Here is a 21907-nt window from a genome sequence, read left to right on the forward strand (position 1 = left end):
GGTATATATATTTAAATCTATGATATGAGTGAGGAACTACTTTCAAAATCCAGATACAAAACGACATTGTCGTGCCTGGTCAATATAGTGGATGGATATTCCGAACAGACTTCCTGTTCAAAAGTATTTCTGACCGCCCTCGCCTTAGTGGAACCCGGAACTACACAACTGATGAACTGGGCCTTCATCAGAGCAGGTATGGTAAGTGTAAGTGCAGAAACCGGAACCTGATCAATGTGCTGAAAACAACCATCATTGACTTGCTGAAGCCTGCATGCCTGATCGAGAAATACCATCTTAACCGTAGCTGTATCTTCAAAATCGGCTACAGGTGGATCATTAAAGGCCAGGTGGCCATTTTCCCCTATTCCCATGCAGACAATATCGACCGGGTGGCTTTCCAATAAACCGGTATACCGCAAACATTCAGACTGGATGTCGGCCGCATTGCCATTCAGGTAATGAACGGACTTGAAGTTATATTTGCTGAAGAGGCGTTCTTTCAAAAAATTGCCAAAGCCCTGTGGTGCATCCGCCGGCAGTCCAATATATTCATCCATGTGAAAGGCGTTTATCCTATGCCATTTCAAATTGTGCTCAAAGAGGTAATGCAGAAACTCATTTTGGGAAGGTGCTGCCGCAAATACAATGTTGATTTCCTCCTTAAACTGCAATAGTCGGTCAACTTCCCGTGCAAAACGCTCTGCAGCAGCGGCGCCCATCCCCTTTCTGGACTCATAAATTCTTACATCGATGTGGTTATTCATGTCAAAAGTTTTGATATTAAATGATATGCTCTAGTACTTCTCTGTTTTTCAAATAGGATTTTGCTAAAGTAATCATATTTTTCGTGTACGTACACGAAAAGATTATTTTTTTGTCTATATTCGGTTTTAAGTTTAAAAAACCAACATCAAAATGACCAAACCAAAACAACTGACCACACAGCGAAATTTACCTCTTGACGTATTGAGGGGGATGACTGTAGCTTTAATGATCACCGTAAACAACCCGGGAAGCTGGAGCGCTATCTATGCTCCTTTCATGCATTCGGAATGGCATGGATTCACCTTAACCGACCTCGTATTTCCTACCTTTTTATTTGTAGTGGGAAACGCGCTAAGTTTCGGCTGGCAGAAGGCAAGCTCCACTACCGCGCAAGCTTTTTTTAAAAAGGTATTGAAAAGAACAGCGATCATTTTCCTGATCGGCTTGCTGCTAAATTATTTCCCCTTTGTTGAATTTGAGAAATCTGGTATGAAATTTAAAGACATCCTGGAGTTGAGGATCTGGGGTGTATTACAAAGGATTGCGGTCTGTTATCTTCTGGCCAATGTGATGCTCTACTACCTTAACAAAACCGGGCTCATTATATGCAGCATGATCATTTTGCTGGGCTACTGGGCTATACTTTACTTCCTTGGCTCAGCAAGCGATCCTTACAGTTTGGAGGGTAATTTTGCAGGTATGCTGGACCTGAAGCTATTCGATCCTCAAAATCTATACAGCGGATTTGGGATTCCATTTGAGCCGGAAGGCGTACTGAGCACCTTCCCCGCGACCATAAATGTGATTGCGGGATATGCTGCAGGCAGGTTCATACAAATGGGGGGCAGTCATAAAATCACAGCTGTTAAAATGTCGGCAGCGGCACTACTGATGTTACTCATTGCCAGCGCATGGAACATGGCCTTCCCTATCAATAAACCGATTTGGAGCAGTTCGTATGCGCTACTCAGTATAGGTTGGGATTTACTCATCCTCGCCTGTCTGATTTTTTTCATAGATGTCCTTAAATTCAAAAAATGGACCTATTTTTTTGAGGTCTTTGGTAAAAATCCTTTATTTATCTATATCGTCTCCTGGGTGGTTATTGATTTACTTTACCTGATCCCGATCGCTGATACTACAATAGCATCCTATGTACATAAAAACTTTCTCCTGAGCTGGGCGGCGCCAAAAGACGCCTCTCTCCTTTTCGCCCTTTCTTACCTATTACTGATGTGGCTGACGGGATTCTTAATGGATAAAAACCGGATCTACGTTAAAGTCTAATCGTTTAAACCTACTGCTTATATATGAAACTTAATCTCTTTAGTATCGCCCTGCTGCTATTCGCATGCAGCTGCTTTGCTCAAAAAAACAAAAGCCCATTTGCCGGTAAGCTGACCTTAACCTGGAAGGTGCTCCAACAGAACTTCAATGCGGACGGGGAAACGCTCTCGGAACTGGTTCTCTCAAATTCCGGGTCTGCTACACTCCCCGAAAAAGGCTGGAGCATCTATTTTAATGGGCCTGATCCGATAGTACTCGATACCAGTAGCGCTGCAATTGGCATAAAACACATTAATGGCGACTTTTTCAAAATGTTCCCCCACTCGCGATTCAAAAGAATGGGAAGTAATCAGGAATCGAAATTTAAGATACGTTCCAGAGCGATAAAAAACAAGACTGACTACGGCCTTGGTTTCTATCTCATCCTGGACAGCCAGCCGGATAGTCCCATTGACCTGGTTTTAAAAATAGATCCGTTGAGCCCTATCGACAAAGAGAAACAATTGTCAAACGCCCTCTACAAGCAAAATGAGGCTGTTGCGCGGATGGCACCCGGACAAGTGCCTGCCATACTTCCAAGTCCTTTAAAATCAAAGGCAGGCAAAGGTACTTTTTCGATCACTGCTTCTGTAGGAATCTCTGCCGATCCGGCCTTCAGCAGAGAAGCAGTTTACCTGAGCAATGAGCTAGATAAAGTGCTGGATAAAAAGCCCTTAGTAGGCGGACAAAAACAAAAAAACATGATTGCACTGCAGCATATGGAACTAAAGGGGAATGAGGCGTACCAGTTGCAAATTACAAATGACCTCATCACCATTTCAGCACCTGATCCTGCAGGGGCATTTTATGGCATCCAGTCCCTGAAAATGCTTTTCCCTGCAATTGCATGGAAAAGCAAACAAGCTCAGATTACCGTTCCGGCAATGGAAGTGCATGATGCTCCACGGTTTGGACACCGGGCTTTTATGATGGACATCGCCAGAAATTTCCAGCCGAAACAGGAGATCCTGAAAACCCTTGACGTGCTATCGCTTTACAAAATCAATGTATTTCACCTACATTTTAATGATGATGAGGGTTGGCGCATAGAAATTAAGGGACTACCGGAGCTTACGGAAATTGGTGCCAAACGAGCACACACTATAAAAGAAGAAACTGCTTTAATCCCTTCCTACGGATCAGGCCCCCTGGCCAACCGAAATTCAGGAAGCGGATACCTGAGCCGTACAGATTTTATAGAAATTCTGAAATATGCTACAGAGCGGCACATTCAGGTGATTCCGGAATATGAAACTCCTGGTCACGCCCGCGCAGCCATTAAATCGATGGATGCCCGTTATGCCAGGTTAATGAAAGCCAGGAAGCCTGAGGAAGCTAAGGCCTATCTTTTGCGCGATCTCAATGACCAGTCCATCTACCGCTCTGTGCAAGGTTTCAACGATAATGTGATCAATCCTGCTTTACCTTCAACCTACCGCTTCGTGGAGAAAATTATAGATGAAACCATTTCCATGTATCGGGATGCAGGTGCTACGTTAAAGACCATTCATTTCGGAGGCGATGAAGTTCCGGCTGGTGTGTGGGAGAAATCGCCAGTTGTGGTTCAACTGCTGAAGGAGAATTCCAATATCACTTCCGTAGATGATCTCTGGTATCATTATTTTCAGAAGGTAAATGGAATGCTCAAGTCAAGAAACCTGTACCTGTCGGGCTGGGAAGAAATTGGCTTGCGTAAGGTCCGAACCGGAAATAGTTCGAAAATGGTGTTGGATCAGCGGGCTGTTCCTCAAAATTTTCATACGGATGTATGGAATAACCTCAGCGGAAATGAGGACCTTGCTTATCAGCTTGCCAATGCAGGATATAAGGTGGTATTGACCAATGTGACCAACATGTACCTGGATTTGGCTTATAACAAGAGCTATTTCGAACCTGGTCAGTACTGGGGCGGCTATGTTGATGTAGATAAGCCCTTCAGTTTTATTCCTTTTGATTACTACAAAAATCAAAAAGAAGATAGCCAGGGTGATCCATTGCCGGAAAATCATTATGATGGAAAAGAAAAGCTCAGCGATGCCGGGAGAGCGAATATTATCGGTCTACAGGCCCCATTATGGAGTGAAATTATCACGGGAACTGAGCAATTTGAGTACCTGCTGCTGCCAAAAGTTCTGGGGCTTGCAGAACGGAGCTGGGCAGCTGATCCGGACTGGGCGAAGGAGCAGGATTCGGCAAAAAGTAAGCAATTGTATGAAAAGGCATGGTCAGACTTTGTGTACCAGATCGGTAGAAACGAACTACCGAGATTAAATTACTATGCCGGTGGCTTCAAATACCGCATCCCGGCAGCAGGTTATGTGGTTGATCAGAATTTGGTGAAGGTAAACCTGCTCTACCCAGGATTTAGCATCAGGTATACGACCGACGGAACTGAGCCAGACACAAAAAGCCCGCTGTACCATCAGCCAATCCCTTATAATAAAACTTTAAAATTGAAGGTATTTACGGACACACAACGTGGTGGAAGAAGTATCGATGTCTATAAGTAGTCATAAGCATGGGCTTCCCTTGATGGAAGCCCATGCTTATAACTTACAGGAATTCGAGCTTACCAAAGCTTTCGAGCCTGTGGAAATCAGGCTGGTCAGCATGTACCATATTCCAACTTAGGAAATGGGGTTCTGGTAAGCCGTCACCACATTTATAAAAATTGCCCCGGGCCTTTACCTGGTCAAAGGAAGAAATCTGATGGTACACAAAAACCTCTTTTGGAATCACCAACAAAATCTGCCAATCGAAGCCGCCATTTGAAGGCTGGAGATTGGAGTTGATCCTGGAAGAAAAACCAAGCTTACGGATCACCTCCAATGCAAGCAACTGCCTATTGATACGTCCGTTTCCGTAACCAATTTTAGTAAAGCCCAGACAATTGAATTCCAGGTTATAATAATGCTTTTCACTGTTGAATGCAATGAAAAATTCTACACAACTGTCGTTATGAATATTGCCATTGTTGACCTCATTGGCAATGAGGTATTTTTCGCTTATTTGGTATTTCAGCAGAATGGAATTCCGGTCGTGTGCAATACTAAACCCGGCTTTGGTTTCCGAGCTGAACTCAGGCCAGGGTTTGCAGGATATCGGCACATTCTCCAGGCCTTCCATTTGGACGATCAGCTCATTGACGTCTTTGAAATGGCTGCTATTAATATAAGGGATTTTTAGTTTCTTCACAGAGGTGCTGATTTGTGGGATGATGATGAGTTGTGTACAATTCTGCCGCCGACAATAGTAGTATCGATCCGAAGATTTTTGTCGAACAAAATGAGATCTGCGTCTTTACCTTTGGCAATGGTCCCTTTTTGATGCTGGAGGTTCAATATCCTTGCAGGTGTTTCAGTCATCATGCGGACTGCATCCGGCAAACTGACATCAGCCAGATCGATCATATTTTTAACCAGTTGATTGGCAGTAGCTACGCTGCCGGCAAAGGCCGAACGGTCAGGTAGTTTGGCTACCCCATTTTCTACGATCACTTCCATACCAGTTTTTAAACTACCTAGTATGCTTTTGCCGGCAGGCATTCCCGCTGCCCTCATTGCATCCGTGATCAATGCAATATTTTCAACACCTTTGATCTTGTAGACCAGTTTCAACAACGCTGAAGGAAGGTGTATGCCATCGGCAATGATCTCTACGGTCATCTCGTCCAGCAAATAAGCGCTTTCGATCACCCCCGCATACCGGTAGGCATTTCTCCTGGATACGCCTGACATGCAGGAATAAAAATGTGTGGCATGGGTGTAACCAACATCCCAGGCTTCCATTACTTCTTCATATATTGCATTTGTATGGGCAATCGCTGCCAGAATACCTTTTTGCTTGAGTTCCCTTCCAAAATCCAGGGCACCGGGCAGTTCCGGAGCTGCACTCCAGCGTCTGATGATCGCTGTACCTGCCAGTATTTCCCGGTATTCAGCGGGATCCGGATTTCTGATATATTTTGGATCCTGTGCACCTTTCTGGGCCATGGAAAAATAAGGCCCCTCAATATGCAGCCCCACAAACTGCGCACCACCGAGATTCAAGGGATCGGCTCTTTCATATGTTTTGATGGTATCGATGAGGTCTTCCTGCTCGCAACTGAGCGTAGTGGGCATCAATGCTGTAGTACCATATTCAGCATGTTTTTTAGCTATAGCTAAAAAGGCATCAACAGTATTGTCCATGAAATCATGACCTCCGCCACCATGTACGTGCATGTCTATGAAACCCGGACCAAGGTATTTTCCCTTTGCATCTACAGGAACAGCAGCCGGGATGTCTATATTTTTGTCGCTTATTTCTAAAATTTTCCCGTCAAAGATTACCAGGGTGCCTTCTTTAACTGTTCCTCCGGGTGTAAGGATATTCGCATTATAAATTTTGATATAGTTCATAGGAATGATTATTTCCCGGACTTCCAGTATTTCAAACTGTGCCCGTAGAATGCATAAAAAATAAGGTATAGGTAACAAGGTATCAGTATCCAATAAGCTTCACGAAGTCCATGCTGATCGGCCCAGTAGCCATAGATCAGGGGCATGATGGCATTTCCACACAATCCCATGATGAGTAATGAAGCACCTGTTTTTATAAAACGTCCCAAATTATCCAGTGCCAATGGCCAGACTCCCGCCCAAATCATGGAGTTTGCGAAACCAAGTAGCACAATAAACCAAACCGATAGGTCTGTCTGGTGTCCCAGGAATTCAACCCGCCCTGCAAATAACAAAATGAAACAACTGAGTACCAGTCCCAGGACAGTACATATTTTGAGCGCTGTCAACTGACTGATCAGTTTAGGAATAAATGAGATACCCAGAAGGTAACCGATGATGGTAGCTGTTAAGGTGTAAGAAGGAAATGTTTTTGCTTCCAGGAAGCCCATTCCATGGTGTGAAGCATAGTTGACCACACTGTCGACTGCGATAACCTGGGAACCTACATGAAAAAAAATAGCGACCGCACCCAACACCAGGTGCGGGAATTCCAAAATGCTTTTTTTGCCTGCATTTGTAACCAACAGCGTTTCGTCTTCATGTTCAGTATCGATTTCCGGAAGTGGTGAAAACCTGACCAGAAAACCCAATAAAAGCAGAATTACAGCGACAACTGCATAAGGCGCTACTACCCTGCTGATGATTTCATTGAGTACCTGTTCTTTCTCCGCACCCTGCATGAGGGTAACCTGTTTGAACAGTTCATTGTCTGTTTCAGGCCTTAATATCACCGCAGCAAAAAGCAAGGGAGCAAGTATTCCCGCCAGCTTATTGCAAATCCCCATGATACTAAAACGCTGCGCGGCCCTTTCCTTTGGTCCCAATATGGTGATGTAAGGATTTGCAGCTGTTTGCAGGATGGCGAGGCCAATTCCAATCGTAAATAAGCCCGACAGAAACAAAGGATAAGTCCTGCTGAGACCGGCCGGTATAAACAGTGCAGCACCAAGGGCCATTGCCCAAAAGCCGCACATCATCCCTTTTTTGAACCCGATCCTTTTCAAGAGGTACCCGGCGGGTAAGGACATCACCAGATAGGCGATGTAGAAGGCAAAGGCCACCAGGTAGGACTCAAAATTGTTCAGTTCACAGGCAATTTTAAAGAAGGGTATCAATATGGCATTGATCCAGGTCACAAAACCAAAAATAAAGAACAACAAGCCAATGATGGATATGGAGATCATCGTGTCCTTTCGAGTCATCGAGGAAGCTTGTACGGTTTTTTCTAATGCTGCCATCTATATGTAAATTGTATCGGCTAAATTTTAATTAATTTGTTGACTTAACTTTCGCCTGAGTAATTCCAGTCTCTCGTTCCTGAGCTTGTTCTCTACATTAATTTCGTCCTTAAACAACAGATCACTGTTCAATTCCTCAAACCTCTGGTTCAATTCTTCTGCATCCAATCCCTGGAGAACCTTGAGTAACCCGGAGGCCTTACCTGAATTATAATCGGTTGAATTCATTTCACTTTCTACCCAAATGCAGGTCAGGTAAAACGTCCTGATGTCAGCCATCAATACGTAATGTGCAAATTCCCGTTTATTCCTGGCAGCTTTCAATGAATGGAGGTCCAGGGCACTCCGCCTCGCGCTGTCCAGAAGATTGACAACATTCAGGTCAGCCTGGCTGACCTTACCCTGATTGACTTCAAATGGTGCGCGCTGGAGTGCCTTCCAAAACAGAACCGACTGACTCTGATTGAATCCATAAGTTTCCTTCGCATAATCATGAACAAAACGGTCGATATCAAAAGCAAGCGAACTTTTCAGCTGATTAAAATATGCTGCGATGAGCATACGGAAGCCCGAGATGGGATAAACCCTTCTGATGGCCTGCAGATCAAGCAGGTCTGTAGTGCTCTCCTGTATACCTGAGTACAAGCCGGAAGTAGACCAGGAGGTCATTACCATTCCCTTATAGCCCAATGTTCTGGCCTGGGGGATGAAAGTCCGGATGTTCTCGAAGTGCTTCTTCCATTCTGTAAGGAAGTAATTGTCGGGATGACTCCTGATGGCCGGAGAACCCCAGATTTCAAAGCCACTTTTCATGAGTTTTTCATGATCGCCAAAGCGGTCCAGAGACCAGCCATAATTCCAGTCGACAAAAATCGTTTCTTTAGGCAAGCCTGTTAACGCATCCGGATAATTCAGCGCAATATCTGCCCACACAACAGGCCTTTTACCTAAGCTGATGACCAGGTCACATAACATTTTGATGTAGTCGCCATACAACCTGCCCTTCCCCACTGCAGCCACCTTCTTTTTTGACTCTTCCGAATGGCCCAGCAAATAGGTTTCATCCCCACCGATATGAATGTAAGGAGAATCATGAGTGGTAATCATGTCTTTAAACAGGTCTGTGAACAATTCTTTGCAAAGCGCTTCCTTTAGGGGATTTACCTGTGAAAAATCCTTTTTGTCTTCTCTCAGCTCCTTGTAACGATAGTGCCTTAGGATATACTCGACATGTCCAAAGCTCTGCTGCAATGGAATGACATCTATATTCAATGATTTGCAATAGGCAATGAAAGTCCTGACTTCGGTTCTGCTGTAGGCATACTGACCGGTAATCACACTGTGCTTTTCGTATGGATAGGCAGCTTCCCACTCCATGATCAAGGTGTTGATGCCATTCCTGCTGAGCTGCAGTGCAAACTCCTTAAGTGCCGGCATCTTCATTACCTGCACCCTGAGGTCCAGGTGAAAGCCCCTGATCTTAAATGGCTCCTTGGGTTCTATTGGTTGTGCATAGCTATGGCCTGCAAAAAGCAGGGCCATAACCACAACCATCATTAGCAGCGAACCATTCCATTTTATTCTTATTGATCTCATAGCTGAATTTATCCTCCTGTCAGTGATTTAATTTTAATGTTACTTACGGAGAAATTTAAGGTATTTCCGGTACTGTTGGCTCCTGAAAACATAAAGGCATCAATTGGTGAATAAGAAAATGTCTCTCCGGTTGATGCGATATCTGCGGAACCAGCATATTTAACCTGAACACCATTTACAAACATATGCAGGGAAGTGGCCGGTAAGGTATAGCTGAGCCCAGCTCTCTCGTAGACTTTGCTTACTTCCGTATTGTTGCAATATACCTCGATGTCCAGATTTCCGCTTCTGGCGAAAAGGTTGGCATCATGTGACCGGTGAAAATACGATGTACCGTCCGCATACCTGTATTGTGCATTAGTAGAAGAATTGCCTACTAAAAAGCGGATCGCGGCGAACTGTCCCTGCTGTTTCAGATTAGAATAAGCCGCCGAGTTTTTGTATAAGCTGCCTTCTGAATTGCCAATACTTAAAATTGCAGTTCCATTTGTACTGTTGTTGAACGATAGCCTGAACGACACACAGGCCAGCGATGAAACTTCTTTGATGTCATAAAATGAAAACTTATTAGGTACATCGGCATTGCTGGCACCAAATTGCAGCACTGAGCTGGTTAGGCTAAATCCTGCTCCCGCATTGGCCGCCAATACCGTTCTTGCGGTACCATTGGTGGGATAAGGCAAAAATCCAGGTGTTCCGCTTTTAGATTCTGAAACCTGGATACTGGAACCCGGGCTGATCTGTGTAGATGTGCCTGTTCCCGAAGCCAAATTGTATTCCCATTCCCAGGCAGGAAAGTTTCCCGTCCAATCGTCGGCAGGACTACTGATGCGTGGCCTGATCCACAGGCCGGACTCCTTGAGATTGGCATCTGTCCAGGGTCCATTGGGACAAGTACCAGTCTTCCATACTGCTCCGGAAAGCGGGCTGTCCGAATAATTCCAGTTACACCAGGAAATCTTTCGCTCAGCCAGAAATTTCAGCCATCTGGCAGACATTGCAAAGTCATTTGCACCGTCACCCCAACCATCCTGAGTGCCAAATTCAGTCACAAATACGGGTATTCCACCTGCGATAGCCTTGGAAACATAGCCCATTCGTCGACCCTGATGGTTCGTTTGCCAGGAATCTGCAGCATAGAAATGCATGGTGTACATGAGGTTATTGTAAGCCAATGCATTGCCAACAACAAGATCCGGTCTTGATGCGCTTTCCGGGGTACCAACGATGATGACAGAATTGGGATCATTTGCCCTGATGATTGGGATAATCTGATTTGCGTAATTTTTGATCATGGGCCAGGTCACCACCCCTTCACTGTCATTGGGTTCATTACAAATTTCGTAGAGGACATTTCCCTTGCTGGCGTGTTTTTGAGACACATGCTGAAAAAACACTTTGGCGAGTTCGGTATTGTGATTGGGATCTCCCGGATGAAGCATATGCCAATCGATCAATGCATAAATTCCCTCGCTATAACACTTGTTGACCAGACTGTCGACAAAATTAGTATAGTAGACGGGGTTGCTCTCATAGCCACCTTCCTGTATGTACATTGATATTCTAAGAATATCCGCACCCCAGTCACGCATCAAAAGATTTAAAGAAGTGTTGTTATAACAATTTCCCCGATATTGCAGGCCATGGGTACTCATGCCCCGAAGCTGGATCGCCTGACCGGATTCGTTGGACAGTTGTGTTCCTACAACTTTTAACCTGCCGTTCAAGTGAAAGGCGCTATTGGAACTGACAATATTATTTGTGCTGTCACCAGCTTTCATCAGCATATCGCCTTTGCAGGATAAAAATACCAGCAAAAACAAAGTGCAAACATTCAAACTCATTTTCATATTATCTAATTTAGTTAAAGGGCTTTTCTTAAATTTTTAAACTACTGCTATAAAGCAGGTTACTCTTTCACTGTTTCATTGATTAATTTCAGTAAAGAATGTTCATCCTGTGTATCGTACATCAACTGCCAGATCATCACACCGCCTGCCTCTTTAAGGGCCAGTTCTGTTTTTGTTCTGACAGTCGCTTTACCATTGTAATAAATAGTACCAGCATTTTCCGGTAGGTTGATCTCATCTAGCTGTAATGAATCGGGGAACTTTTTCACAATGTCCTTCCAGCCCATAGAGCGGAACGCAGCATCCTTCCGTGGTAAATCCCCGAATCCATAGCCGTAGAAAGGTAATCCAAGATTTAGCTTTTCCTTCGGCATGCCCCTCTCCTCTTTCCAATACTTCAGATGGCCGATCGCATAATTCAATGGAGCGTGCTGACCAGGAGTTTCGGGTTTCCAGGGACCTGTTTGATCATAAGCCATAATGTTGATAAAATCAAACTGTCGTAAAGCCTTGTCGGTAATCCTGTCCCTCGTCCACCAGGCGACAGCGGCTGTAAGTAATTTGTTTCTTTTTGATAATGCTTTCCGCAATTCAACTACAAAATCCTGATAATTTTCGTCAATGTCGTCACCTTCCAAATCTACATCGATCCCATCCAAGTTGTATTGATCAAGGATAGCGATGAAACCTTCAACCAGCTTTTTCCGCTTATTTCCCTTCAGCAATTCTGCGTAATAAGCATGACTACCACCGCCGCCGCAAGACATTAGCACCTTTATATTCTTCAGATGCGCGATCTTAACTGCCGTATCTATAGCGGGCAAAGCTTTAAAACTCCCATCCGGTCCTGGATTGACAAAAGCAATGTTGAGGTGGGTAATCTTCTCAAGGTCTATATTTTTCAAATCCTGCACCATATTGGTTTTGGACCAGATGTAGCCCAGCACTTTAAACTGCGCATTTGATCTGCCTGGCAGGACCAGACAGACCAAAGCAAAAAGAATATAATTCAGCTTCTTCATCAAGACTATTTTAGGGCGTTGCTAATCGCCAGGGTTAATGAATTTGGTCCGTTAACATCGAAATCCCCTTGCCAAATGTAGGCGCCCAAATAACCTGTCGCTTTAATGTATTGCGCTTTTTGAGTGACCATTGGAACTCCATTGTAATAAATAGCTAAAGGTGCTGGTGTCAGGTCCAATTTCTCTTTGTCAAAAGCTGCAGGAGATAAGGCCAAAATGTCTTTATATGGAATATAATTGAATGAAGTAAAATTGAGGTTATTACCATTTGCATCCACGGCAGTATACCTCAGACCCATTGCCGGAATGCCGATAACCAATTTGTCAGCAGGCATTTTCGCCTTCCAAATTTCGGCACTCGTAACCATGTACTGATATCCCGAAGGATTACCTAAAGGTCTACCAACTCCGGTATTCAGACCGCTTTCAAATGCACGGACATTCACCCAGTTTACGTTTGTTAGATTTGCCGCCGTATAATTGCTGTGTGTGTAGTTAACCGGCACCGTAAGTGTGATAATTTTAGAGGCCCCTAAGGCAGCACGCAGTTCATTGATAAAAAGTATGGTAGCAGCTATATTGGCTGTGGTGGTTGCCTCTACCGTATTACCCACATCAGCCATCATCACATCCACACCATCCAAGCTTCTGTCTGTCAGGTATTTTTTAATGTCCTGAACCAATACCCCCCTTTGAGTAACGTTTTTCAGCGCCGTACCGAAAGTATTGCTATCATAAACGTTCCAGCCATTTGCAGATAAGGCAGCGCTTACACCTAACAATGCGTATACACCATTCAAATGCGCTTTTGTTGCTATTTCCTGCGTCTTGCGTCCGGTTTCACCTTTTGACAAATCCAGTATTCCGGCAGCATTGACCAGTGCTGCTTTGAACGTAACATGGGTTATGTTATTCCAGTTCATGGCACTAATGTCTCCGTTCTCGCCGATGTAAGACATCGTCACTTTATTATAGGCTTTTGGTGTAAATGCAGCTCCCGCAGCAGCCAAGACAAAGACGTCTTTGTATCTGCTTACCATAGTTCCATTGTAAGAAGCTTCTACTTTTATCCTGTGGTCACCAGCGGTTGTAGCGGTATAAATATACTTTTCGCCGGTCGATACCTGTACATCGTCTACTTTCCAAACTACGCTTACTTTACCAGCGGGGGAAAATTGAACCGCGCTGAAATCAACTTTCTCGCCAACATCCAATACCTGACTTGCATTGGGATTTGGAAATAACGATGCGATGTCTCCGCCAAGAATCCTCGGTGTAAATGCATGGTCCCTTTCCTGTACTGCGACCTCATCTTCCTTACATCCTATAAATAGTATAAATGAAAATAAGATATAGGCTAATATTTTAATTTTTTTCATCCTTTTAAATTTTATCAATGTGATACCATTACTTCGTATTCATCAGATCCACGACATGAAATTATTCCTGATCCCACCATACACGTTTTGTCCAGTCATCCGTACCAATGATTTGAATAGCAGCGTTTACATTGGCCGTATTTTGCTGTTTCTCAGTCAGTGGATATTCGAATCTTCTCGGGATGGTCTGCGATACAGACTCCGTAGTTGGTGAGGGTGTCAACACAGGAAATCCGCTCCTGCGCCAGTTGGAATAAGTTTCATTTCCATTCAACAACAAAGCGATCCAAAGTTGCGTATTGATTTGCTCCAGTTCTCTACCAGCAATTAATGGATTGGCAGTTTTAAAGTTGTTGATTTCGGTTGTGGTTACCACTGGACCGTTAGGATACAGGCTAAGATGCTGCATGGCTGCTTCAACCCCTTTGTAGTAATGATCCTGAGCTGTACCACCCAAATTGAGTCCAAAACGCTGCGTTGCATCCGCCAATAACAGTTCCACCTCTGCATAGGTAATGTGAAAAAACGGGGCTTCATTTCTCAATAAATTATGATTGAGTTGTGGTTTGAGATCTATACTTCTAGGTGTGTAGGACGTTCCATTGGCCAATATAATTGCAGTAGTACTCAATACATTGTCAGAATTATAAGCGCCGGGGATTCCTCCAACAAGGCCTATCTTCGCCCTAACTTGTGCGGTGATGTCTTCTCTTTCTAAAAATCTTGTAGGGGCAACCGGATTAAATTCCCTGTAGCATTTGATCAAATGATTTACACGTGGATCGGAGGTACTGGTTAGTGCATTTAAGAAAGTGTTCACTACACGTCCCATTTCATTTTTAACATTCCAGGACGCCGATATACCGTTGGGTCTTTGATCTTGATAACTGTTGGGTATATTCTCATGTCTGGTCATACAGATATCAGCATTGCTGGTAAAGAGACCAGCGGTATAAGCTGCCTGAATTTCTGCTTTTGCTTTTTCCGGATCCCTCTTTGCTAAACGAAGCGCTAACCGTAAGCGCAGCGAATTGGCAAATTTCTTCCAGGCAGGAATATTACCCTTGTAGAAGTATTCCCCGGGTACAGGATCTTTTGAAGCATCTAATTGCGCAGAAGCTTCGGCGAGTTCCTTAAGAAAATCATTATAGATGTCTTTTTGTGCATCATATTTTGGTCTGATCGTCCCAATGCTTCCCTTACCTGCCTCGAAATAGGGAATATCTCCATACAAGTCCGTTAAGCGGGCAAAGGTGTAGACCTTCATGATGCGGCACATCGCATTCAAATTGGTTTTATTTGCCACTCCTTTCGTACGTTCTACAGCATCTACAAGATTCAGGATGTCATTTGGATAACTCTCATCGAACATTCTCCACAAATAACTGGGCGTTTTTTTATATACTGCACCGAAACTCATATTAAAAGCACCAGCAAACTGCTGCATCATGGGGATGAGCATAAAGTAGTTTGTTCGTTCTTGTATGCCCAAATCTCCCGAGAAATATACTTGAGCATACATCAGTTGCGCTGCAGGATCCAGGGATGTAGACCTGGTCTTATCTGTGTTCATATCACCAAATTTCTTGCAGCCCAATGAACCCAGCCCCATTGCGAGTAATAAGATATATGTAATTTTTTTCATCTTCTTATGATTTTAATGTGTACACATTATTTGATATCGCATTTTTTCTTTTTAGAATTTCACATTAAGGTTAAAACCCCAACCTCTCCTTGTAGGCAATGACCCGTATTCCAATCCCTGGCCGTTGCTATTGTTATAGTTTGAGTCTGGATCTACATTTGGTACATCTTTATACAGGATAAATGGATTTCTGGCCACGAAGCCCAGGGATGCACCTTTTAGCCCCAATTTGCTGCTAAAAGCGGGAGTTAAAGTGTAGGTAAACGTCAGCTCCCGAACTTTTACATAAGTGGCTTTATATACAAAAGGTGTAGCGATGTTGGAACCATCCGTTGCAAAAGTCTGCCAATATAGTGTGGGGTCCATTGCCCTGGTATTGGCAGTATAAATTGGATTAGCGGCTGTTCCCGTGTTAATTACACCTTTAGGTACAAACCCCCTCACTCTACCTTCAGTCTGCCATTGCGCAGCCGTTTTCTTTTCCGATATGCGTTGCTCTTCAGATGAAATCCATTCTGCCCTTCCCTCTAATGTGGCGATAGCCGATCCCCTTGAATGCATAAACAGGTTGGTCATAGAAAATAGGTCTGCGCCATATTTTACGTCGACTGCAGCATTTAAACTGAAGTTTTTATAAGAAACACGACTGGTAAAACCGCCCGTCCAATCGAATACGCCCTTACCCAATACTTTCATGTTTGGGTCTATGATCGGCAATAAACTGGCAGAGTTTAATACAACATTTCCGTTTGGATCCCTTAAAAAGTCGTAACCCATCAATGTTCCATACTGCTCTCCTGGCTTAGCTACCACGCGTAAACCAGCCCAACGTGCCTCTGACAACGAAAGATATTCGCCGACACGGTCAGACAAAGATTCTATTTTACTCACGTTTCTGGCGAAATTGATACCCATATCCCATTTGATTTTACTGTTGGGCGATAGCGGGCTTCCTGAAAGCAATAACTCGATTCCCTGGTTAGCAATGACACCCGCATTGATCAGTTGCTGTGGAAATCCGGACGAAAGTGCTGCCGGAACAATGTTGATCTGATCTCTTGAATCCGAATTGTAATATGTCGCATCGAAATTGATCCTATTTTTGAAAAACTTCAGGTTTGTACCAAATTCATATGACCTGGTCCGTGTTGGCTTTAAATCTATAGGCGGTATAACTTTCGATGAAACTTTACCATTCAAGGCCCCGTTAAAAGGAAGTTGATTTAGCGTGTAGTACAGATCTAATAAAAACGGATCAGTATCATTTCCGACTTCTGCTACGGAAGCCCTTAACTTACCGAATGATAAGATGTCGCTTTTGAATTTAAAGGCATCGGTAAAGACGAAACTGCTAGATAAAGATGGATAAGTATAGGTATTGTTACGCTCCGGCAATGTTGATGACTGATCCCTTCTGATAGAAGCGTCTAAAAATAAATAGTTTTTAAAGCCTACAGTTGCCAAGCCATATACCGATCTGATCTGACGGGGAATGTCGTTAGGTATCACTACCTTATCCAAATAGCTTGTTGCGCTGATGGCATCTAAAACAATCATATTTGAGAAAGAAGAATTTGTTCCTTTGCGAATACGGTCGTTGATACTTCCACCCAGTCTTGCAGACACATTGAAATCTTTACTTACCTGCTTGGTATAGCTGGCCAGAACTTCAACCTGATTGGTGGTATAACGTTGGTTTACCTGATCCAGCTGGCCCCCCAAAGCACCTGGCGTTGTTTTAGGACGGTAGCTTTCATAGTCCAGAAATGTAACATCGGTAGCGGCCTTTGCATTAAGACTAAACGATTTTGTAAATTTATATGTTGCATTCAGAGCGCCTGTAAGCCTGTCTTTATTTGTTTTGTTATACATTTCATTGATTACCCAATATGGGTTGATGCGGTATTGGCCACCGCCCCAATCCAGATAATCGCCCTGCGCATTTTTATAATTCGTTTTGAATAACTCCTGATCGATATTATTGGCCAGACCATTGAAATTCATTCCGATGTTAGAAGGGGAATCACCTAATCCAGCTCTGTTGTTTACATCTTCGTTTAAATAAGTAGCCCTCACTTCGAGCGACAGTTTTTCTCCAAACTTCGAACGTCCTGAAAAAGTGTAGGTATTTCTCCTCACATCACTGGTAGGTACGATATCCTTATACCGCAGGTCTGCTGCAGAAAATCTAAAACTTGATTTATCTGTTGAGCTGGATAAGGCGATGGTATTATTAAATGAAGAGCCTGTTCGGAAAAAATTTTGAATGTTGTCTTTCACCAGGGCATAGGGCCTGGTTACTCCGTCAAAACCAACGTAATTCACACCCGGATCCAATCTTGCGCCGAAGTTGATGAACAAGCTGTTAAAGGCCTGTGCCTGATCTGTTGGTATGAGTTGATTTCTGCCTTGCCCATATAAATACTGAACATCATCGTACTTTGTCAACTGTGTTTCTATGGTATTCGTACTGTTAAAATCAATACCAAGTTCTTTGTTGTTTGTGCCTTTTTTGGTGGTGATTAAAATCACACCATTGCCAGCAAGACTTCCATACAGCGCAGTTGCCGCTGGCCCCTTCAATACGGTAATCGATTCCACATCATCCGGATTGATCGCCGATATGGCATCTCCCATATCCACACCACCAGCGAACGTATCACTTCCCACCTGACCATAATTTGAATTGTCCATCGGGATACCATCTATGACGTACAAAGGCTGATTGTTACCTGTAATACTTGTTGCCGCCCTGACGATCACCCTGGATGAACCAGCAGGACCACCGGCGCCGCTATTGATGACCAAACCGGCAACCTTACCCGAAAGGGAGTTGATCACATTGGTTTCCTTTGCTTTATTGATATCATCTCCATTGACCTGGGTAACAGAATATCCCAATTCCTTTTCGCCTCTTTTAATATCCAGTGCCGTGGTGATTTCCACGCCCTTCAGTTGTTGTACATCTTCCCTTAAGAATAAATCTACCCTCTTTTTTGTGTCTATGGCCAGAAATGTTTGCGTAACGTAGCCGATCATTTTCACCTGAATCGTGTCGCCATTAACCGCCCTGACGCTGTAGCCACCATCGACATTGGAGGCAACGGACTGTTTCGTTCTTTTATTCAACACACTGACACCTGGCAGCTTAGTTTTGCTTTGATCTGAAATTATCCCGGTCTGGTTAAAGGCAGCTGGTGTCTGCGCATAACTGATCTGGCTACAGACCACTACCAAAACAAGGAGCATCAAAGCACTGAGTACTTTGGCCGATTGTAAATTTTGTTTCATTTCAATAGTTTGTTTGGTTAAATTTAGTTGATTGTTTTGTTGGTCGTTTTTTTGGTTGATCTGATTCGTTGTTTAGTCCTATACCATCTATTTTGTTTAAAAGGTTCATCACCGATACATTCCTGTTCATACCCTGTTAGACTACCCTTATATATTTACGTTAACGTACACGTAAATTGGGTAAAAAAATTGAAGTATTCGGCTACTTCAATGGATTTTTTGCAGAAAAGATCAGTGCTACTGTTTCGTTAACGTACACGAATATATTTATTATATTTTAAAAAACAAATATTTGGCCAACATAATGTGATTAATTTCGGTAATAGCTATAATTTTCTTTTGTAATGATGTCAATAGGCATGTATTGCAGCTGTTCTACCAAGGAAGAATTCAGGAGATGCTGATAGATGGACATTAAACCTTTATAGCCTTGCTCCTGTGGCTTTTGGCAAATGAGAAAATCGATGGTGCCATTTTTAAGGTAATTGATGTTTTCTTCGAGAAAATCGTAGCCAATCAGTTTTACTCCTTCTATATTGGTTTCCTGAAAGAACCTGGCGACTGATGACACCCTCGAGTTGGTCACAAACACCAAGTCCGGTCGTTTAGAAAGGAACAGTTCACGCAGATTTTTTTGTACCGATTGATAATCTGTTTCCTTGATGTCTACCTTTTCAATATGTATTGAATTGCGATGCGTATGAAAATAATTCTTAAATCCCTCCTCTTTCTTCAACAGGTGATGATGAAGATCTATCTCCCTCGAGATATTAACGATCAGCACGGTTTGTTCCGCTTGTAGTAGGTATTTAGTCAGGTGTGCTGCGAGGTATCCGCTTTGAAATAAATCGGGTCCGACATAAGCAACCTGGGACTGATTCTCCAAATCGGAATTGATCAGCACAAAAGGCAAATTGTTCTCGCGGCATTGTGCGAGAAAATCAATAGCTTCATTTTCAAACATCGGCGCCAGTAACACCCCATCATAACCATTCCTTAGAATTAAGGCCGCCTGGTCTATAAAAGTCTGCTTTGAGTTCTGATCAAAAAAATAAAGGTCTACTGACACGCCAAAGTTTTTGATCTCTGATGCGGCTTCATTGATTCCCTTTAATGGTGCATTCCAATAACCTGTTTCATTAGATACAGCTGGAATTAAAGCGGCAATTTTGATGACCTTCTTTGAAGCGAGCATGCGGGCCATAATATTGGGCTGGTAATCCAATTCTGCAATGATCTCCAGAATCCTTTCCTTAGTTTTTGGTGAGACCCCTGTACGGTTATTAATCACCCGATCGACCGTACCTATGGAAACTTTGGCGAGTTTTGCAATTTCTTTAATTCCCTTATTATTTTCCTGTTCCTTTTTCATGCTGACAACAAATGTAGATATAATTGGGAACAGTGGAATCATAAAAAAAACGACAAGACGTAATTTCTACGCTTGTCGTTTCTGTGCCCGAAGAGAGACTCGAACTCTCAAGGATTGTACTCCAACGGCTTCTGAGACCGCAACGTTTACCAATTTCGCCATCCGGGCATGGTTGTTTTTATTCGGTGGGCAAACATAAAAAATCTAGCTTATTAAAGCAATTATTCTGTTGCTTTTATTTCATTTTTTTTAGATCCGGCTATTCTCCAACCTATTATTGTATCATTAGGGTTTTGCCGGGTTGACCAGGCCAGATATTCCTGTACTGACTTCCTCTTCTTCAGCTGAGTTCTTTTTCTTCTTATTCTTTTTCTTTTTATTATCTCCATTCAAACGATCCTCCAGCAACTGATCGAATTGAGCAATCTGATCACCCTTCAATATTGTTTTGATGTTATTGTTGGTCTCGTTCTGAAATTTATAGAACTTAGTGACATCTTCTTCTTTTGAAGTACCCGCCTGCTGGCGTTTGACCAGGTCTAATTGCTGTTTGTACAGTTCAAAAGTATAGTTATAGATAACACTCCGCTGTGTGGCACTCAATTTTAAGCGTTCTACCATTTCATCTATACTTTTCACGGTCAGTTCCTGTGCAGTAGGCATTTTTTGAGATTGGGCCTTTGCAAAAGAGTGCATACAGGCCACCATTGCGATAAGGATTATGTATCTTTTCATGATCTTACTTTAAAGGCTGCAATTTAGAAATTATCGGACGTACCTGCAAGCTGCTTACCGGATTCAGAAGAAATCATCGCTACAGTGATAGCTTAGTTAATAAAGTCTTGGGCAAAGCGGCTTTTGGAATGACCAGGCTCATGGTATTGATGGCAAAATAAGGCTCTGAAACTTCAATATAACCTTTAAATGGTCCAACCTCACCCCAGGAATTCTTAACCTTAAAAAACACCTTGCCATCTGCTGATTCGTCAATGCCGACCAGGTGCATCAGGTGATCGTCCTGAGTGCTAAGGTTTTCATACAATTGCTGACGGATCATCGCATTGAATGTCCTTTCCTTTGCTGCAGGGTTGATGACAGGAGCCTTAGCATCTGCTTCGTTTTCAAAACACATTGCGTAACCCTTGTTTTGTTGAAAATCAGGATTACTGACATCAGCGTCCCACATGATGCTATACCCGGATTTTAATGCATTCTTGCTGACGGCGATCAGGTCTTCCAATGGTATATTGTAAAAAGAACCGTTGGAAAAATTATCCGGAACTTCAAGCACAAAGCTACTAAAATAGGGATGATGGCTAAACGAACTTAGGTTCACATAATCCGCTGCATCAAACTTTAAGACATCTTTCGCAAAAGTCTGTGGAGTGTATTTTTTACCCTTGTATTCAAAATCCGAAGGTGGCAAGCCTATTTTTTGATTCAAGATCTCAATATAGCCTTTCAACCAATCTGCATCAAATGGCTTTTTGGCCAACGTCGCATCAAGATAGGTTTTCAATGACTGTTCCAGTCCGCTATGATTGGGTATGCTACCGTGTACACCCTGAAAGGCTTCCTGAGGCATGGCGCCATATTTTGCAGTCGCCTGAATCAGGTCATGCCCGAGGCCACCCTCGCTAAATTGTGCTTTCCCCTGACGCAAAATGTAATTCTGAGCTTTTTCGATGTAGACATTTCTTGTTGTATACATTTCTGAGAGGTTGAACTCACCAAGCCCTTTACGGATACTCTCCGATTCAATCAAAGATGTGGTGGAATAATTCCAGCAGGTTCCGGATTGTCCCTGGCTTTTCACAGGAGTGACAGCAATATTTGTGAGGGGTTTGAATGCTGGCTCTTGTGCGATTGCGGATAAAGCAGTCAGTACAAGACCGGTAAAAATTGACATTCTTTTCAT

15 protein-coding genes and 1 tRNA gene are annotated in these 21907 nt (G+C 43.2%); 2 read left to right on the forward strand and 14 right to left on the reverse strand.

The genetic code is table 11. The features are described from left to right. Positions 1-17: 17 nt before the first annotated feature. A complete protein-coding gene (locus WAE59_RS25230) occupies positions 18-767 on the reverse strand; it encodes a glucosamine-6-phosphate deaminase (RefSeq protein ID WP_337858792.1) in 750 nt (249 codons plus the stop codon). 151 nt (positions 768-918) lie between these two features. Here WAE59_RS25230 and WAE59_RS25235 point away from each other — a divergent pair, with 151 nt between their 5' ends. Together WAE59_RS25235 and WAE59_RS25240 are read left to right on the forward strand one after the other, a co-directional pair. Next, positions 919-2055: an acyltransferase family protein gene (locus WAE59_RS25235; protein WP_337858793.1), complete on the forward strand. Its 1137-nt coding sequence runs from the start codon at positions 919-921 to the stop codon at positions 2053-2055. 23 nt (positions 2056-2078) lie between these two features. Beyond that, a complete protein-coding gene (locus tag WAE59_RS25240) occupies positions 2079-4604 on the forward strand; it encodes a family 20 glycosylhydrolase (RefSeq protein ID WP_337858794.1) in 2526 nt (841 codons plus the stop codon). A gap of 43 nt (positions 4605-4647) precedes the next feature. Here the strand turns inward: WAE59_RS25240 and WAE59_RS25245 are convergent, their stop codons facing one another. The 13 genes from WAE59_RS25245 to WAE59_RS25305 form a co-directional block, all read right to left on the reverse strand. Continuing rightward, complete coding sequence (locus WAE59_RS25245) at positions 4648-5289, reverse strand: carbohydrate-binding family 9-like protein (protein ID WP_337858795.1); 642 nt, start codon at positions 5287-5289, stop codon at positions 4648-4650. After that, positions 5286-6494: an N-acetylglucosamine-6-phosphate deacetylase gene (nagA, locus tag WAE59_RS25250; RefSeq protein ID WP_337858796.1), complete on the reverse strand. Its 1209-nt coding sequence runs from the start codon at positions 6492-6494 to the stop codon at positions 5286-5288. Before nagA ends, WAE59_RS25245 begins: the two co-directional genes overlap by 4 nt. 8 nt (positions 6495-6502) lie before the next feature. After that, positions 6503-7834 (reverse strand): sugar MFS transporter, encoded by a 1332-nt coding sequence (locus WAE59_RS25255; RefSeq protein ID WP_337858797.1) that lies wholly within the window; start codon positions 7832-7834, stop codon positions 6503-6505. A 27-nt stretch (positions 7835-7861) separates the two neighbouring features. Further along, the gene (locus WAE59_RS25260; RefSeq protein WP_337858798.1) at positions 7862-9430 is read right to left on the reverse strand and encodes a beta-N-acetylhexosaminidase; all 1569 of its coding nucleotides are present in this window, start codon (positions 9428-9430) and stop codon (positions 7862-7864) included. A gap of 8 nt (positions 9431-9438) precedes the next feature. Continuing rightward, complete coding sequence (locus tag WAE59_RS25265; protein WP_337858799.1) at positions 9439-11280, reverse strand: glycoside hydrolase family 5 protein; 1842 nt, start codon at positions 11278-11280, stop codon at positions 9439-9441. A 59-nt stretch (positions 11281-11339) separates the two neighbouring features. After that, positions 11340-12302, reverse strand: coding sequence for a glycosyl hydrolase family 18 protein (locus WAE59_RS25270; RefSeq protein WP_337858800.1), 963 nt, complete (start codon positions 12300-12302; stop codon positions 11340-11342). A gap of 5 nt (positions 12303-12307) precedes the next feature. Beyond that, positions 12308-13681 (reverse strand): glycosyl hydrolase family 18 protein, encoded by a 1374-nt coding sequence (locus tag WAE59_RS25275; protein WP_337858801.1) that lies wholly within the window; start codon positions 13679-13681, stop codon positions 12308-12310. A gap of 61 nt (positions 13682-13742) precedes the next feature. Then, positions 13743-15326, reverse strand: a complete 1584-nt coding sequence (locus WAE59_RS25280; protein ID WP_337858802.1) for a SusD/RagB family nutrient-binding outer membrane lipoprotein — start codon at positions 15324-15326, stop codon at positions 13743-13745. 51 nt (positions 15327-15377) lie between these two features. Further along, positions 15378-18617 (reverse strand): SusC/RagA family TonB-linked outer membrane protein, encoded by a 3240-nt coding sequence (locus tag WAE59_RS25285; protein WP_337858803.1) that lies wholly within the window; start codon positions 18615-18617, stop codon positions 15378-15380. Between the two features lie 310 nt (positions 18618-18927). Beyond that, a complete protein-coding gene (locus tag WAE59_RS25290) occupies positions 18928-19989 on the reverse strand; it encodes a LacI family DNA-binding transcriptional regulator (protein ID WP_337858804.1) in 1062 nt (353 codons plus the stop codon). Between the two features lie 84 nt (positions 19990-20073). Beyond that, a tRNA-Leu gene (locus WAE59_RS25295) sits at positions 20074-20157 on the reverse strand. Positions 20158-20274: 117 nt separating this feature from the next. Further along, on the reverse strand, positions 20275-20724 hold the full coding sequence (locus WAE59_RS25300) for a hypothetical protein (protein ID WP_337858805.1): 450 nt from the start codon (positions 20722-20724) through the stop codon (positions 20275-20277). A gap of 79 nt (positions 20725-20803) precedes the next feature. Beyond that, a complete protein-coding gene (locus tag WAE59_RS25305; RefSeq protein ID WP_337858806.1) occupies positions 20804-21907 on the reverse strand; it encodes a C1 family peptidase in 1104 nt (367 codons plus the stop codon).

This window comes from Pedobacter sp. GR22-6 (genome assembly GCF_037402555.1).
GTDB lineage: Bacteria > Bacteroidota > Bacteroidia > Sphingobacteriales > Sphingobacteriaceae > Pedobacter.